The following is a 13,781-nucleotide window of genomic DNA, read 5'->3' as shown; positions in this document are numbered from 1 at the left end:
CAAATGAGCGAACAATTACCTTAATAAATCCGATGACAAAAGCGCTTTAATTTCTTATTGCCATTGGTTACATTACTGTCATAATATAGACATCATGATCAAGGAAACGATCGCTTCAATGTTAGCCCGCTATCGCAGAGTTAATGTTGCTATTCGGCTAACCTGCATTTTCTAACCTAAGAGCCAACCTAATAATGACTATTGCCACAACTCTACGCCTAAGCCTGTGCGGAGCTGCTATTAGTGCCATCAGTACGCTTGGCCTAATGGGCTGCTCAAACTCCTCTACTGAACCTGCGGCGGAGACTGATACTACTACCGCTAACGCAGAAAAACCGGCCAAAACACTGGCCATCACCCAAATTGTCGAGCATCCATCGCTTGATGACATGCGCCGCGGCATCATCGATGAGTTGGCAGACAATGGTTATGTCGAAGGTAAGAACTTAAAAGTTAATTTCCAAAGCGCGCAAGGTAACACCGCAACGGCTGGTCAGATTGCCAAACAGTTTGCTGGGGACAACCCAGATGCCATTGTCGCTATCTCCACTCCATCAGCGCAGTCTGTCGTTGCGGCAACGACTACGATACCGATTGTCTATACCGCAGTATCAGACCCACTTGGTGCTAAGCTAATCACCGCAGACGGTAAGCCGTTTCAAGACAATTTAACGGGTTTATCAAGCCAACTGCCTCTAGAGCCGCAGCTGGATTTATTACAGAAAATTAAGCCAAGCATTAAGACTATTGGTTATGTTTATAGCCCTGGCGAAGCTAATTCAGTATCGTTACGTGATAATCTTAAAGAAGCCTTACCGGCACGAGGTCTATCCTTACTAGATATCCCAGCCAACCGCCCCACTGATATTGGTATGGCAACGCGCAGCTTACAAGGACGCGCCGATATCATTTACACCTCATTTGATAATAACGTGGCTTCTGCTTTTGAAGCGATGACTCAGGCGGCTAACGAGATCCAAATGCCTATCGTCGCCTCTGATGAGTTTAGCGTTCAGCGCGGCGCAACCGCAGCTCTGGGTGTTAATGATTATGATTTTGGACGGGTTACTGGCAAGATGGTTTACCGCATCTTAAATGGTGAAGCGGTCAACACGATTAAGCCAGAAGTAATGAATGATCTGACATTATACGTCAGTCCTAAACACGCCAAGGCACAAGGCGTTAGCTTACCAGCGGACATGCTTAAGAACGCAGTCAATGTCGATACAAAAACCCAAACGGCAAACAAATAACTGCGATTAGACGCTATCCTTTATTTATTGTACGGACACATTATTATTTTTAGGAGTAAGACCCATGTTGTATCAAAATCGTTTTGCCAAAGCTCTATTATGGGGCGGTGTTTGTACCGCTATCTTGACTGGTTGTAATCAGTCAGCACAAGATACGACCGCTAATGACGCCGCTGGTGGCGATGCTGCTACGGCTATGAAGACGGTCGCTATTACGGCTATCGTTGAGCATCCAGCGCTTGATGAAGTGCGTAAAGGCGTTATCGATGAGCTGAATGAAGCTGGTTTTAAAGAAGGCGAAAACTTAACCGTTAACTTCCAAAGCGCCCAAGGTAATACGGCTACCGCTGGTCAAATTGCCAAGCAGTTTGTCGCAGACAACTCAGACGTTATCGTCGCTATTGGTACGCCATCGGCGCAGTCGGTTGCTGCTGCAACCAGTACTATTCCATTGGTATTCTCAGCCGTCACTGACCCTGTTGAAGCCAAATTGGTACCTACACTTGATGGTTCTGGTACCAATGTCACCGGTGGCTCTGATGCGCTTCCTTATGAACCACAAATTGCCTTAATGCGCCAAATTATTCCAAACTTAAAGAATGTTGGCTACGTCTATAGTCCAGGTGAGGTGAACTCAACTATTATCCTAGAGAATCTAAAAGAAAAACTAGCACCGCTTGGGATAACTGTGCACGAAGCTCCTGCCCAGCGTAGTACTGATATCGCCATGGCAGCACGTAGCTTAGAAGGTAAGGTCGATATGATCTATACCTCAACCGATAATAATGTTGTATCTGCCTATGAGTCGCTGTTTCAAGTGGCCAGAGAAAGTAAAATACCGCTGATTGCTTCTGATACCAGCTCTGTTGCGCGCGGTGCCATTGCCGCATTAGGCGTTGACTATTATGACCTTGGTCGCGAAACGGGAAAAATCGTGGTGCGTATCTTAAACGGTGAAAAAGCGGGCGATATCCCTGTTTATACGCCGCAGGCTCTTAATTTATATGTCAGCCCAAAGAACGCTGAAGCTGAAGGCATCACTTTGCCACAAGCCGTTATCGACAAAGCAAAAGAAGTGGTAGAATAGCGCTTTTTTATTACTCGCAGTATGAGACAGACGACTATATTGAAGCTTAGTTAATGCTTAATAAATAATGGTCGCCTGTCTTTAAAGTAATAATGCTACTTGTTGAACGCACAAAACCCAGCTATAGCTCAATCAGCTGGGCTTATTTTTTAAGCGATTTGAAAGTTTTAAAAACTTGGAGTGTTTCTAACCAAAGTAGCTTATCATAATTGCTCGTTGTGACATGTTCTGGTTTACCCTAACCGCAGATTGTTTGATCTGTTAAATTCACCGCTTAGTCGTTCGGTTTATAGGCGCTTATTAATGATGCTAGTCACTGACCCTAGTACCTGATATTAGTAACTGACACACATCTATTAATCGCCTTGGTTGCTGAACGCTTGGTTATGACTTACTGATACCTTATGTCCTTAATTGCTTTTTTTGGTGCGCTTGAAAGCGGTCTGATTTATGGCCTAGTGGCGCTTGGCGTCCTTATCTCATTTCGTACTCTTGATTTTCCTGATTTAACAGCAGACGGAAGTTTTCCGTTAGGTGGCGCGGTTGCCGGTGTCTCTATTGTCGCTGGCATCAATCCTTGGCTGGCTTGTGCCTTTGGTATGCTTGCAGGCTCAGTAGCGGGTATCGTCACTGCCTGGCTACATGTCAAGCTCGGTATCTTACAGCTATTAGCCAGTATTTTAGTGATGGTCGCGCTATATTCTGTCAACTTACGAATTATGGGTGCGCCAAACTTACCGCTACTGGGTGAAAACACTGTATTTAGTACGCTGGTTACCGACGGTAATGGTTACTGGATGCGCTGCTTAATTATCGGCGTGGTAGTAATATTGGCCAAGCTATTCTTGGATTGGTTTTATAGTACTGAAACCGGCCTGTCTATGCGCGCGACCGGCTCCAACCTAAAGATGGCGCAAGCCCAAGGTATTAATACCTCGTGGATGACCATTATCGGTATGGCAGTCTCTAACGGTCTAATTGCCTTAGCAGGCGCACTGTTTGTACAGACCCAAGGTGGCGCAGATATCTCTATCGGTATCGGTACCATTGTCATTGGTCTGGCCGCGGTCATCATTGGTGAAACCATTATTCCCGCCAAGCGTATTTGGCTTATTACCATTGCCGTTATTATCGGCGCTATCCTTTATAAGTTATTTATTCAGGTGGCACTATCAAGTGATATTTTGCGTAGTATTGGCTTTGGCCCGCAAGATTTAAACTTAATCACCGCATTGTTGGTCGTGTTTGCATTGGTGCTACCAAAAGCCAAGAATAGGTTTTTAAGTCGTAAATTGCGCGTTTAAGCTCAACGAATAACAGTAAAACAATGATGATAGCGACTGTACTCGTTAAGCTTGAATAAAGCATAAGGAATAATAATTAAGGAATAACAGATATGATGCAAGCCAAAGATTTGCGGTTGACCTTTAATCCAGGAACGCCTATTGAAAACCCAGCTTTACGCGGTATTAATTTAAATATCGCCGATGGTGAGTTTGTTACCGTCATTGGTACTAATGGTGCAGGTAAATCAACGTTTTTGAATGCAGTCAGTGGTACGAATCTAGTGGATAGTGGCTCAATCCTGCTCAATGGTATCGATGTCACCAAAAAAACCACCTATCAACGTGCCCATTGGGTAGCGCGCGTGTTCCAAGACCCGATGGCCGGAACTTGCGAGGCGCTAACTATTGAAGAGAATATGGCTTTAGCCTATAAGCGCGGCGATAAGCGTGGTTTGAGTCTTGCTTTAAACTCAGGTAACCGTGAGCTGTTTCGAGAAAAGCTTGCCGTACTTAAACTGGGGTTAGAGAATCGTTTAACGGATCGTATGGGGTTATTGTCAGGTGGTCAGCGCCAAGCAGTAAGCCTATTGATGGCATCGTTGCAACCGTCCAAAATATTGTTGCTCGATGAGCATACGGCTGCTCTTGATCCTAAGACCGCGGCGTTTGTATCAAAATTGACCGATCAGATTGTCACTGACAATAATCTGACGACTATGATGGTCACCCACTCAATGCAGCAAGCATTGGCGCATGGTACTAGAACCGTGATGCTACACCAAGGTGAAGTGGTACTCGATGTCTCTGGCGAAAGACGTGAAGGTATGACCGTCCATGATTTACTCGATATGTTTGAGCAAACTCGTGGCGAAAAAGTCGACGATGACAGTTTGATTTTAAGTTAATCAATTTAGATCTAAGTGTGGTTAGGCTGGCTGTTCTCAAACCAAAGAAAACACCTGTTTTATAGCAGGTGTTTTTTTGTGGCCGTATTTATGTATAAGATCTCTATTGCTATTAATTATACAAGAAATATTAGCAGCACGAGTTTACGACTACCAAATCCAAAGGTTTTTTATCACATCCGAGCGCTATGTCTTTACCGTACAAATCGGCACTTCTGAGTCTTCAATTATGCTTTTTTGTCTTAAAATACTCCTGTTAAGCAGAAGTAACGATGCGATAGAGTTGCAATTTTTTACTGGCTATTCTGTAGATATCATTTAATATTATTTAGTATCGTTTACTCATCGTCATTTACCTATTCACTCACTTATGAGATCTGTCATGCGCAAAATTCCTGTTTATACGCACCCCGCAGCCGGTTGGTCTGCGCTGATTGCTTCTACTCGTAAGCTGATGGATTACGACGCTTTTTTGCGAGGTAGCTTGAGTGTATTGAGTAGCAATCAGCCCAAAGATGGTTTTGATTGTCCGGGCTGCGCTTGGCCAGATCATAAGACTCACAAAACACTTGATGTCTGTGAGACTGGTATCAAGGTGATTGCCAGCGAAGCCATGTCTACGCGTGCAGATGCCAATTTTTTTGCTGAACATACGGTAAAAGAGCTGCAAGGTTGGTCTGGCTATGAGCTTGAGCATAGCGGCCGACTATCGGAGCCCCTATATTATGATGCGGCGCAAGATCGCTATGTGGCTATCTCTTGGCAGGCAGCTTATGAGCGTATCGCTGAGCAATTAGGGCAACTTGAATCACCAGATGAAGCGCTATTCTATACCTCAGGGCGCGTCACTAACGAGCCAGCCTTTATGTATCAGTTGTTTGTGCGCTGCTTTGGTACCAACAACTTACCTGATTGCTCTAATCTGTGTCACGAGCCCACCTCGGTGATGCTTGGCAAGCAATTGGGCGTCGGCAAGGCAACTGTCGTATTAGAGGATTTTGAGCAGGCCAAGCTTATAATGTTATTCGGACAAAACCCGGCAACCAATCACCCCCGCATGCTTGAGATGTTAGCTCATGCGCATAAGCAAGGTTGTCGAATTATTTCTATCAACCCTATGCGAGAACAGGGTTTAAGTAAATTTAGAAATCCGCAAAAGCCCTCACATATGGTGGCAGGAAAGAGTGACGACATAGTTGATGACGTTATTCAAATTCAAATCGGTGGTGACGTTGCGCTCTTGACTGGCATAGCAAAATGGCTCACCAAAAATGGTAAAATTAATAAAGACTTCATTGATAGCCATACCTCAGGTTTTGAGGCATTAGATCATTGGCTGCGTCAGCAGTCTTGGTCAGATGTCGAGCGCGGCTGCGGTATTACTAAAGACGAGATTATAAACATTGCTCGCCTCGTTGCCGACAGTCCAGCAACGATTTGTACTTGGGGTATGGGTATCACCCAGCATGTTCAAGGCGAAGACAATGTCGCCATGATTACCAACTTACTATTACTTATGGGCATGATCGGTATTGAAGGTGCAGGCGCGTCGCCGATTCGTGGGCACTCTAATGTGCAAGGGGATCGGACGATGGGTATCCACGAGCGACCCAAGCAAAGCTTACTTGATAGCCTTGAAAAAGTATTTAAGCGCTCAATGCCACAGGAGGACGGCCTCGATGTCATCGCAGGGGCAAAAGCTTTAATAGAAAGCAAGCTCAAAGCTTTTGTTAGTATGGGCGGTAATTATGCGGTAGCTGCGCCTGATTCGAGTGCCATTCAACAAGCGTTAACAAAAACTCAGCTTAACGTTTTTATCGCCACCAAGCTTAATAAGACCATGCTTCATCCAGGTGTGAATAATATCATTTTACCGTGTTTGAGTCGCATCGAACGCCTAACCACTGCTAAAGGTGAGCAATTTGCAACGATTGAGGACTCCATGTGCCAGATTGTGGCAACCCAAGGCCGCACTGCTCCTGTTAGTGACACTCTAAAATCTGAAGCGCAGATTGTGGCCGATATTGCCACGCAATTATTTGGCTCTGAAACATCGATTCCTTGGCAAGCTATGAGCGAGGACTTCGACATCGTTCGTGACTATATTGCTCAAGCTATTGAAGGTTTTGAAAACTTTAACCATCGCATCCGTGCCGCTGAGCGTGGCTTTCATTTATTCCATCCTGCGCGCCATCGTCAATGGGATACCGACAGTGGTAAAGCACAGTTTGAAGTACCGCAATACCCTATTACCTATGTCGCTAGCCAAATGGCAAAGACAACATCGACGCTTGACTCAGACTCAGACTCAAAGCATATAAGCGATATTGATGACGTTCAAAACGTCTTTAAGTCTAATTCTCAGAGTAAACCTCAGCCTAATGAACAAGCGGTTTGGCAATTAACCAGTGTCCGTAGTCATGATCAATTTAATACCATGATATTTGGCTTTCAAGATCGCTATCGGCAGACAGATCGTCGTGATGTTTTGTTTATGCATCCTGATGAGATTAGCCGATTGGGTTGGCAAAAGGGCGATAAAGTTATGGTCTCGCGTCAAGACAGTAAAGACGAGCAACGCACATTGGGGCCGCTAATATTAACTGAGATGGATATTGCTGCCAACGCCGTCGCTACCTACTATCCTGAGTGTAACGATTTAATCGACTTAGACACTCATGCGCCAGACTCTAGAACACCGGCGTATAAGTCATTAACCGTTGTTTTGCAACGTGTTAGTGCAGCGGCTGGACTAGCTGACTCTGCTTAGTAGGAAATAACAAAGGTAATTAATAGTGATAATGCTATTTAAAAAGGTAATGACGTTTAAAAAGGTAACACCCACAACAATATCGATGACAACACCATATAACGAGCGTTCATGATAGTTGAAAACAATACCCAATATAGCGCCAAAGTATCAGCAGATAGCATGTCTGAAGATTTAGAGTTGCCTGCGACACCGCTTGCACGTAACCATATGGCGCAAAAACACTCTTATCAATCAAATGAGTATGGTCGCAATAATATTGGTATTGAGGGCTTTGATGAGATTCATATTGATCGTATGTCAGCCAGCTTGGCTGTAGAGGCGGCTATTGCTATTGTCATCAACGGTATTCATTATGCGGTACTGATGGCCAGCCCCAGCCAGCTTGATTATTTAGCGGTTGGGTTTTTGTTCAGTGAGGGCTTGATTCAGCATAGCCATGAGTTGCTCGATTGGGAAGTAACCCAGCTTACGGATAGCAGAAGTTTTGAACTGTTTACTAGAGACTCAACCGATGAATCGCTACCGCTTGAACAACTCTCAGAGCAGTTACAAGACTATGATGTTTATGTGGTGGAACTGGTATTAAACCAGCGCTGCTATCAGCGTATACAAGCACAAAAACGGCAGCTTGCGGGTAGAACAGGATGCGGTATGTGCGGTATGACTGGACTTGCGCAAGCGCTGCCAGATTTGAGTGGTTATTTAAAACATAGGCAACAGACCGAGCAAAAAAATACAGCAACCATGCCAAGCCTTGATAGCTTATTGAACATACGAGCGCAAGTCGATGCCAAGCAACATACGCATCAATTGACGGGCGCGGTCCATGCGGCTGCCACTATGTATGGTCAGCATTTGCACCTGTTTGAAGACGTGGGACGCCACAATGCGCTTGATAAACTCATTGGCTGGAAGTTGCGACACAAAGCAGATATTGACTGCGTTATCATGACTTCACGATTGTCGATTGAATTGGTACAGAAGTCTGTTCGTACTCAAATACCTTGGTTAGTAGGTATGTCTGCGCCTACCAGTACGGCAGTACGTGTCGCTCAGCGCTATGGGCTGGGGCTGGCGGGGTTTTTACGTGATAATAGAGTGACTTATTATTCAGGCCTTTAGTTTATTAAGAAATTAAGTTTTTGGACAAGTTGAACAAAAAAACCTCAAGCGCAAAATCTGCCTTGAGGTTTTTTATTGTCTGTTAGAACTACGTTATAGATTACCATATAAAGAGTAAGTTTGAGATTCCACCCGTAATAGGTTACCCTTGTAGCTGATAAATGTTACATATACTTAACATATTTGTAGTTTTATTTATCAAAAAATAAGTGAAGTGTACTCATAGATGAGGCACTAATTTTAATTAAGCTACTTTTAATTAATGTGATAACCATTAATTTTTACGTATCACATACAACGGATGGGTAAAAGACATTACTCATCACGATGCTTATTACAGCTGATATAGGCTGTCTAAATTTAGCACAGGTTATCGACCGAGTGCTTATCCGTACTTATGCTATAAATGCTTGTTGTTTGAGCATTTATTAGTAGCCGCTACTACTGTGTACAACGCTTTTAGGCGTCATGGTGATTCCATGATAAGGCGCTGGTATTGATAGTTGCCCCTATTATTTGTCACTACCATTATACGGTCAATGACATATGAACAGTGACAATTGAAGCTGGGCATAACACGCACCTTTAACCTTTATCTGTGACTACGATTTTTATCGTGGCTTGGTGAAGTAGGTTCGTGGTCTGTAACGTATTCCTAATTTTTTTATTTTATTTTAATAAAAAACTTTTATTTATCTATAACAATTGCGAGGTATGAATTTGAAAACTGAGTCATTGTTTCAATTTTCGGCGTTCACCATTATTTTATTATTGGTTGCGTTTTATGGCGGTACCTACCTGCTGTCTTTATTGATTAAAAAAGACAAAGAATCAACCAGTGGTTTTATGGTTGCAGGTCACGGTGTCGGTTTCGGTATGGGTGCGGCGAGTATGACCGCAACATGGATTTGGGCGGCATCGTTTTATGCGGCCGCTACTTCCGGCTATAAATATGGGGTTTCAGGGCCGATACATTATGGCTTTTGGGGCGCGTTGATGATTTTATTCATCTATCCATTTGGTATGCGCTTTCGTGAACTGGCACCCAATGGACATACTCTAGGCGAGCTGATTCACGCCCGCCATGGCTCATCAAGCCAATTAATTTTAGCCATATCTAATATTATGGGCAGCTTAATTAGCTTGATGGTCAACTTTACGGCTGCTGGTGCACTGGTATCGGTACTTTCACCGCTATCGTTCCAGACGGGTGTGATTATCGCAGGTGTCGGGGTGCTTAGCTATACCTTGACCTCCGGCTTTCGCGCCTCGGTGTTTACCGATTTTGCTCAATTGGTCGCTTTGATGGCGATTGGTATCGTTATTATTCCAGCAGTGCTCTTCTCTATGGGTGGCCCTTCGGTTATGGTTAGCGGACTATCAAACCTAACTTTTGAGCAACAAAATTTCTTCTCATCTGAAGCCTTCTTCCAGCAAGGCGCACCGTTTTTTGTTGCCGTTTTGGCTTATGCTATTGGTAATCAGACCATTACCCAGCGCTTATTTGCGATTGATAAAACTAAAATCAAAGCTACCTTTATTACCGCCACTGTCGGCTATGCTGGTATTGTTATCGGTCTGGGTATGATAGGTCTCATGGCATTAACGATTGGTGTTGAGCCACTTGATGGCAACATGAATAACCTGATTCCACAGATGGTTAGTACGTATCTACATCCCGTATTTATCGCCCTATTCTTTATTTTGGTTATCGGCTCGCTATCGTCAACCGCTGACTCAGATTTGTCGGCGCTTTCAACCATTATGATGGCCGATGTCTACGGCAAGAATATTGCCAAAAAAGGCAACGTAAAGCCAAAAACTATGATGCTAGTCGGTCGTGGCACTATGATTGTCGCTACTGCCGCCGGTCTTGTTTTTGCCAGCTTTAAGCTTGATATTCTAGTAATGCTAGTGTTTGTTGGTGCATTATGGGGGTCTATCGTCTTTCCGGTTATTGCCAGTGTGTACTGGAATCGGGTGACCAATACTGCCTTTACCGCCGCAGTTATCGTGGGGCTATTATTCTTTTGTATCGCCCGCTTTGAGTTGATTCCAATCGTCGGTATAACGGCGCTATTCTTTGAAATTATGGCCAGTGCTGGCGGCGCAGTCGTCATAGGACTTATGGTCTTTGGCTTCTTAGGTCGCAAAATGGGACTGTTAGCGGCTGCCATTGCGCTGCTGTTCATGCTGATATTCGCTACTGGGTTCTTACGTCAATATATGGTGCTGGTCGCCTCGCTAACAGCTTATGGTGTCAGTACCATCGTTTGTGTGATTGTCAGCCTGATGGGTAATGAGCGCTTTGACTTTGACTTAATCGCACAGCGCGTTGGTAGTTACGATAAAAAGTCTAAAGTTGACACGCAACCGGCACCAGACGCTTAAGAATGCTGATAACGGTTAACTAATGAATAACGACTATAAGGAGCTTATATGGATAATGTTTTTTTCTACGGGTTTTATATTTTAGTATGGCCAGCGATTACGCTTGGCGTGTTGATACTAATTTGCACTGCGACCTATCGCGATATTAAAAAAGCTCAGCGTAATAATGAAGATATCGTTTAGCGTTTTAATTCTTTCGAAATTTATCTGTTAATGATCATCACTAAGCAAAGGCTTGGTGGTGATTTTTTAATTAGTATCACTACCGTAAGATATCTAGTATGTTGCTAACATATAGACCCAGTGAATTAGTAAAATAGTGAATATTAAGCTAATTAAGTATTAATAAAAGTATAAATTCGATGACAATATCGAATAAAGTGACTTTAAAGTGGCTTTGACGAAAAAATGACTTGTAATTTAAGACAGTTTTGCTAATATAGGCCACCTTGATTGGCTGGGTGGCAGAGTGGTCATGCAGCGGACTGCAACTCCGTTAACGCCGGTTCGATTCCGACCCCAGCCTCCAATTTTTTATTAACGTAAAGTTAATTTTGGCTTGCATTATCAGCATAATTGCTTATAATAGCGACCACTATCTAACAAGTAAAAAGCTTAATAAATAGCGTTTTACTTTACAGATAATACAAGTTTTGCCCGGGTGGTGAAATTGGTAGACACAAGGGATTTAAAATCCCTCGCTAGCAATAGCGTGCCGGTTCAAGTCCGGCTCCGGGTACCATTATAGCAGTACAGAAAATACCGTTGACTAGTTATAGTTAGCGGTATTTTTTTGCGTGCGTTTTGTGATGGGTTAAAAAAACATCACATCATTTCAGACGCTACCGCTAATAATCGTTTAAAAGATTTAGGATATCGAAACATACACTGTGCACATGGCTTTAGAGCGACTGCGAAGACTGTCCTACAAGAGCATCTAGAATACTCTCTAGTGCTTGTAGAGATGGCTTTAGGTCATACTACTAAAGATTCTAACGGAGAGGCTTACGGGCGATTTGAGTATATTTATGATCGTGCAAAGACGATGTAAAAGTGGGCAAACTACTTAGATTCTTTAAGAAGAGGTAAAGAAACTATAGAATTTAGAGCGGACGCGCAAACGCAAGCTGATCCTACTGCCCAGCTAGAAAATTTGATCGCCCAGCTGGGAGAGGATACGGTACTGGAGATACTTAACAAATAAGAGCAATGAACGAAGTCTATATTTTATTAAGAATATTAATTTAAGCAGATTTACTTATAATCTGTGCTAATTTCTTATCAACTTGTTTTCTGACAATCATTGGCATCAATCGAGACAAATGGTATAGCTTACGAGCTTGCTTACCCGGTATGATGAAAAACTCATTCCCTCGAATACCTGCTAGTATTTCATCGACTGCTACCTCAACAGATAGACTGCCACCAATTTGCTTGAGCTGCTTAGTGATTGGTGATCCTACCCTTCTCTCTTCAAATACTAAAGGCGTTTCTACCTCAGGCGGACAAATCACGGCTACATCAATGCCTTCTTGCTTACTGAGCTCCATTCTTAATACATCCGCCAGACCTATAACACCGTATTTTGAGGCACAGTAGCCTGCGTAACCATAACAAGGTATCAATCCTGCCATCGATGACATCAAGACTAGCTTTGGCGGCTGCTTGTTCTCATTTCTAGCTTCTTTTAAATAAGGAAGAGCCGTATAAGCCACATTACGGCTGCCTACCAAATTGACATCTATCTGACGTTTAAATTCTGACTCACTCATATCTTCAAAAGATTTTGCAATAGCAATACCGGCACTGTTAATAACGGTTGCAGGTAAACTTAAAGCCTGTTCAGCTGCTCTGAATACTTCTTCTAATTGTTCGGTGTCTAGTACATCAACTTGATAACCCTTTATGTACTCAGTCCCTTTTTTTGACTTTGCGGCATATTCAGTAAGAGTGCTGACAGCATCCTCAACTTGATCATGGGCGAAGATACAGACTCTATCACCTGCTTGTAAGTAACGCTTTGCTAGCTCATAGCCAATACCGCTACTGCCACCAATAATCCATCTGACCTGCTTTTTGGTTTTTTTAAAAATCATAGTCAACCTTCCTTGTTAAAGCTGATAGGCTAGATGAGACAAGCTTGTCTGTCTCATCTATAACCAAAAGAGCAATTATTAAACTTTAGGATTGTTTGTGGCTTTATCGCTGAAATCGTTATTAGCATTTGGCTTTATGTAACGTGGCATTTTTTGCCCCGTTTCTTTAGCGACGGCATGCAGCGTCTGTTCAATCCAACCTGCGTCCATAACGAACATGAGTGAGCCATCTTCATTGAAATTTATATTAGCACCTTCAACGATAATAAAACCTTCTGCACCCTCATCGCTTCTAAGCGTATGTGTAGAGCCAGCTGGTTCAAACAAATAACTACCTGCTGTTTGTACATCATCAGGATACTCTAAGTACATCCAAGATCCCGCTGTCGTATAAAAATGCACTACTCCGGTATGGAGATGCTCAGGTAATTGCGTATTAGGCTCGAAACGGGCATAGATTACCCATACACCAGTTTCAGAATTTAGATGGAAGGGAGTAATGTGAACACCTGGTAAGGCGTTTTTGATCTCGCCTTCTTTCTTCATATTGACTGTCAATAGATAGTCTTGATGGTCGCCAATAAACATAATACAATTCCTTTTGCTGAGGGTTTAAAGCCAGCGTCGATATCCTTCAAACGCTGGCTAGTCATGAACAAGTACAGCCTAAACATACAGTTAGATTGCTATTAGTTTTGAGCCTACTTGCTGATACTTTATTAGTATATCTATCTTAAACACCTTGCCAACCACTCAAAAGAATGGTTTTTGCCAGACTAATACTGAAACAAACCAGTCTTTTACAGTAAAAATTTATGCTAATTTTGAATGGTGTGATGGTTGTTAGAATAGAATCAAGACTATGCAC

The 13,781-nt window shown here is 43.1% G+C and carries 10 protein-coding genes and 2 tRNA genes; 10 read left to right on the top strand and 2 right to left on the bottom strand.

Annotated features, from left to right (window positions below; genetic code table 11):
• Nucleotides 1-194 precede the first annotated feature (194 nt).
• The 10 genes from JMX97_RS03355 to JMX97_RS03315 all read left to right on the top strand — a co-directional run bounded on the left by JMX97_RS03355 (nucleotide 195) and on the right by JMX97_RS03315 (nucleotide 11,559).
• A complete protein-coding gene (locus JMX97_RS03355; protein ID WP_201555405.1) occupies nucleotides 195-1,253 on the top strand; it encodes an ABC transporter substrate-binding protein in 1,059 nt (352 codons plus the stop codon).
• Nucleotides 1,254-1,317: 64 nt separating this feature from the next.
• Nucleotides 1,318-2,340, top strand: a complete 1,023-nt coding sequence (locus JMX97_RS03350) for an ABC transporter substrate-binding protein (protein WP_201555404.1) — start codon at nucleotides 1,318-1,320, stop codon at nucleotides 2,338-2,340.
• Between the two features lie 404 nt (nucleotides 2,341-2,744).
• Entirely contained in the window at nucleotides 2,745-3,644 is a 900-nt protein-coding gene (locus JMX97_RS03345) for an ABC transporter permease (protein ID WP_201555403.1), read from the top strand.
• A 92-nt stretch (nucleotides 3,645-3,736) separates the two neighbouring features.
• Nucleotides 3,737-4,531, top strand: coding sequence for an ABC transporter ATP-binding protein (locus JMX97_RS03340; protein WP_201555402.1), 795 nt, complete (start codon nucleotides 3,737-3,739; stop codon nucleotides 4,529-4,531).
• A gap of 382 nt (nucleotides 4,532-4,913) precedes the next feature.
• Nucleotides 4,914-7,301, top strand: a complete 2,388-nt coding sequence (locus JMX97_RS03335) for an FdhF/YdeP family oxidoreductase (protein WP_201555401.1) — start codon at nucleotides 4,914-4,916, stop codon at nucleotides 7,299-7,301.
• A 111-nt stretch (nucleotides 7,302-7,412) separates the two neighbouring features.
• The gene (locus JMX97_RS03330; RefSeq protein ID WP_201555400.1) at nucleotides 7,413-8,426 is read left to right on the top strand and encodes a formate dehydrogenase accessory sulfurtransferase FdhD; all 1,014 of its coding nucleotides are present in this window, start codon (nucleotides 7,413-7,415) and stop codon (nucleotides 8,424-8,426) included.
• A 735-nt stretch (nucleotides 8,427-9,161) separates the two neighbouring features.
• The gene (locus JMX97_RS03325) at nucleotides 9,162-10,817 is read left to right on the top strand and encodes a sodium:solute symporter family protein (protein WP_201555428.1); all 1,656 of its coding nucleotides are present in this window, start codon (nucleotides 9,162-9,164) and stop codon (nucleotides 10,815-10,817) included.
• Nucleotides 10,818-10,865: 48 nt separating this feature from the next.
• Nucleotides 10,866-11,000, top strand: a complete 135-nt coding sequence (locus JMX97_RS13755) for a putative transporter small subunit (protein ID WP_227671432.1) — start codon at nucleotides 10,866-10,868, stop codon at nucleotides 10,998-11,000.
• 272 nt (nucleotides 11,001-11,272) lie between these two features.
• A tRNA-Cys gene (locus JMX97_RS03320) sits at nucleotides 11,273-11,346 on the top strand.
• A 126-nt stretch (nucleotides 11,347-11,472) separates the two neighbouring features.
• Nucleotides 11,473-11,559: transfer RNA gene (locus JMX97_RS03315), tRNA-Leu, on the top strand.
• Nucleotides 11,560-12,061: 502 nt separating this feature from the next.
• On the opposite strand, the gene JMX97_RS03310 is transcribed toward JMX97_RS03315, so the two are convergent.
• Both JMX97_RS03310 and JMX97_RS03305 read right to left on the bottom strand, forming a co-directional pair.
• Nucleotides 12,062-12,913: an SDR family NAD(P)-dependent oxidoreductase gene (locus JMX97_RS03310; RefSeq protein ID WP_201555399.1), complete on the bottom strand. Its 852-nt coding sequence runs from the start codon at nucleotides 12,911-12,913 to the stop codon at nucleotides 12,062-12,064.
• Nucleotides 12,914-12,991: 78 nt separating this feature from the next.
• Nucleotides 12,992-13,501, bottom strand: coding sequence for a 2,4'-dihydroxyacetophenone dioxygenase family protein (locus JMX97_RS03305; RefSeq protein WP_201555398.1), 510 nt, complete (start codon nucleotides 13,499-13,501; stop codon nucleotides 12,992-12,994).
• Nucleotides 13,502-13,781: the final 280 nt, after the last annotated feature.

Source organism: Psychrobacter sp. 72-O-c (genome assembly GCF_904846605.1).
In the GTDB taxonomy this organism is placed as follows: domain Bacteria; phylum Pseudomonadota; class Gammaproteobacteria; order Pseudomonadales; family Moraxellaceae; genus Psychrobacter.
The sequence above is the reverse complement of the archived record's forward strand: the minus strand, read 5'-3'. Positions and strand labels throughout refer to the sequence as shown.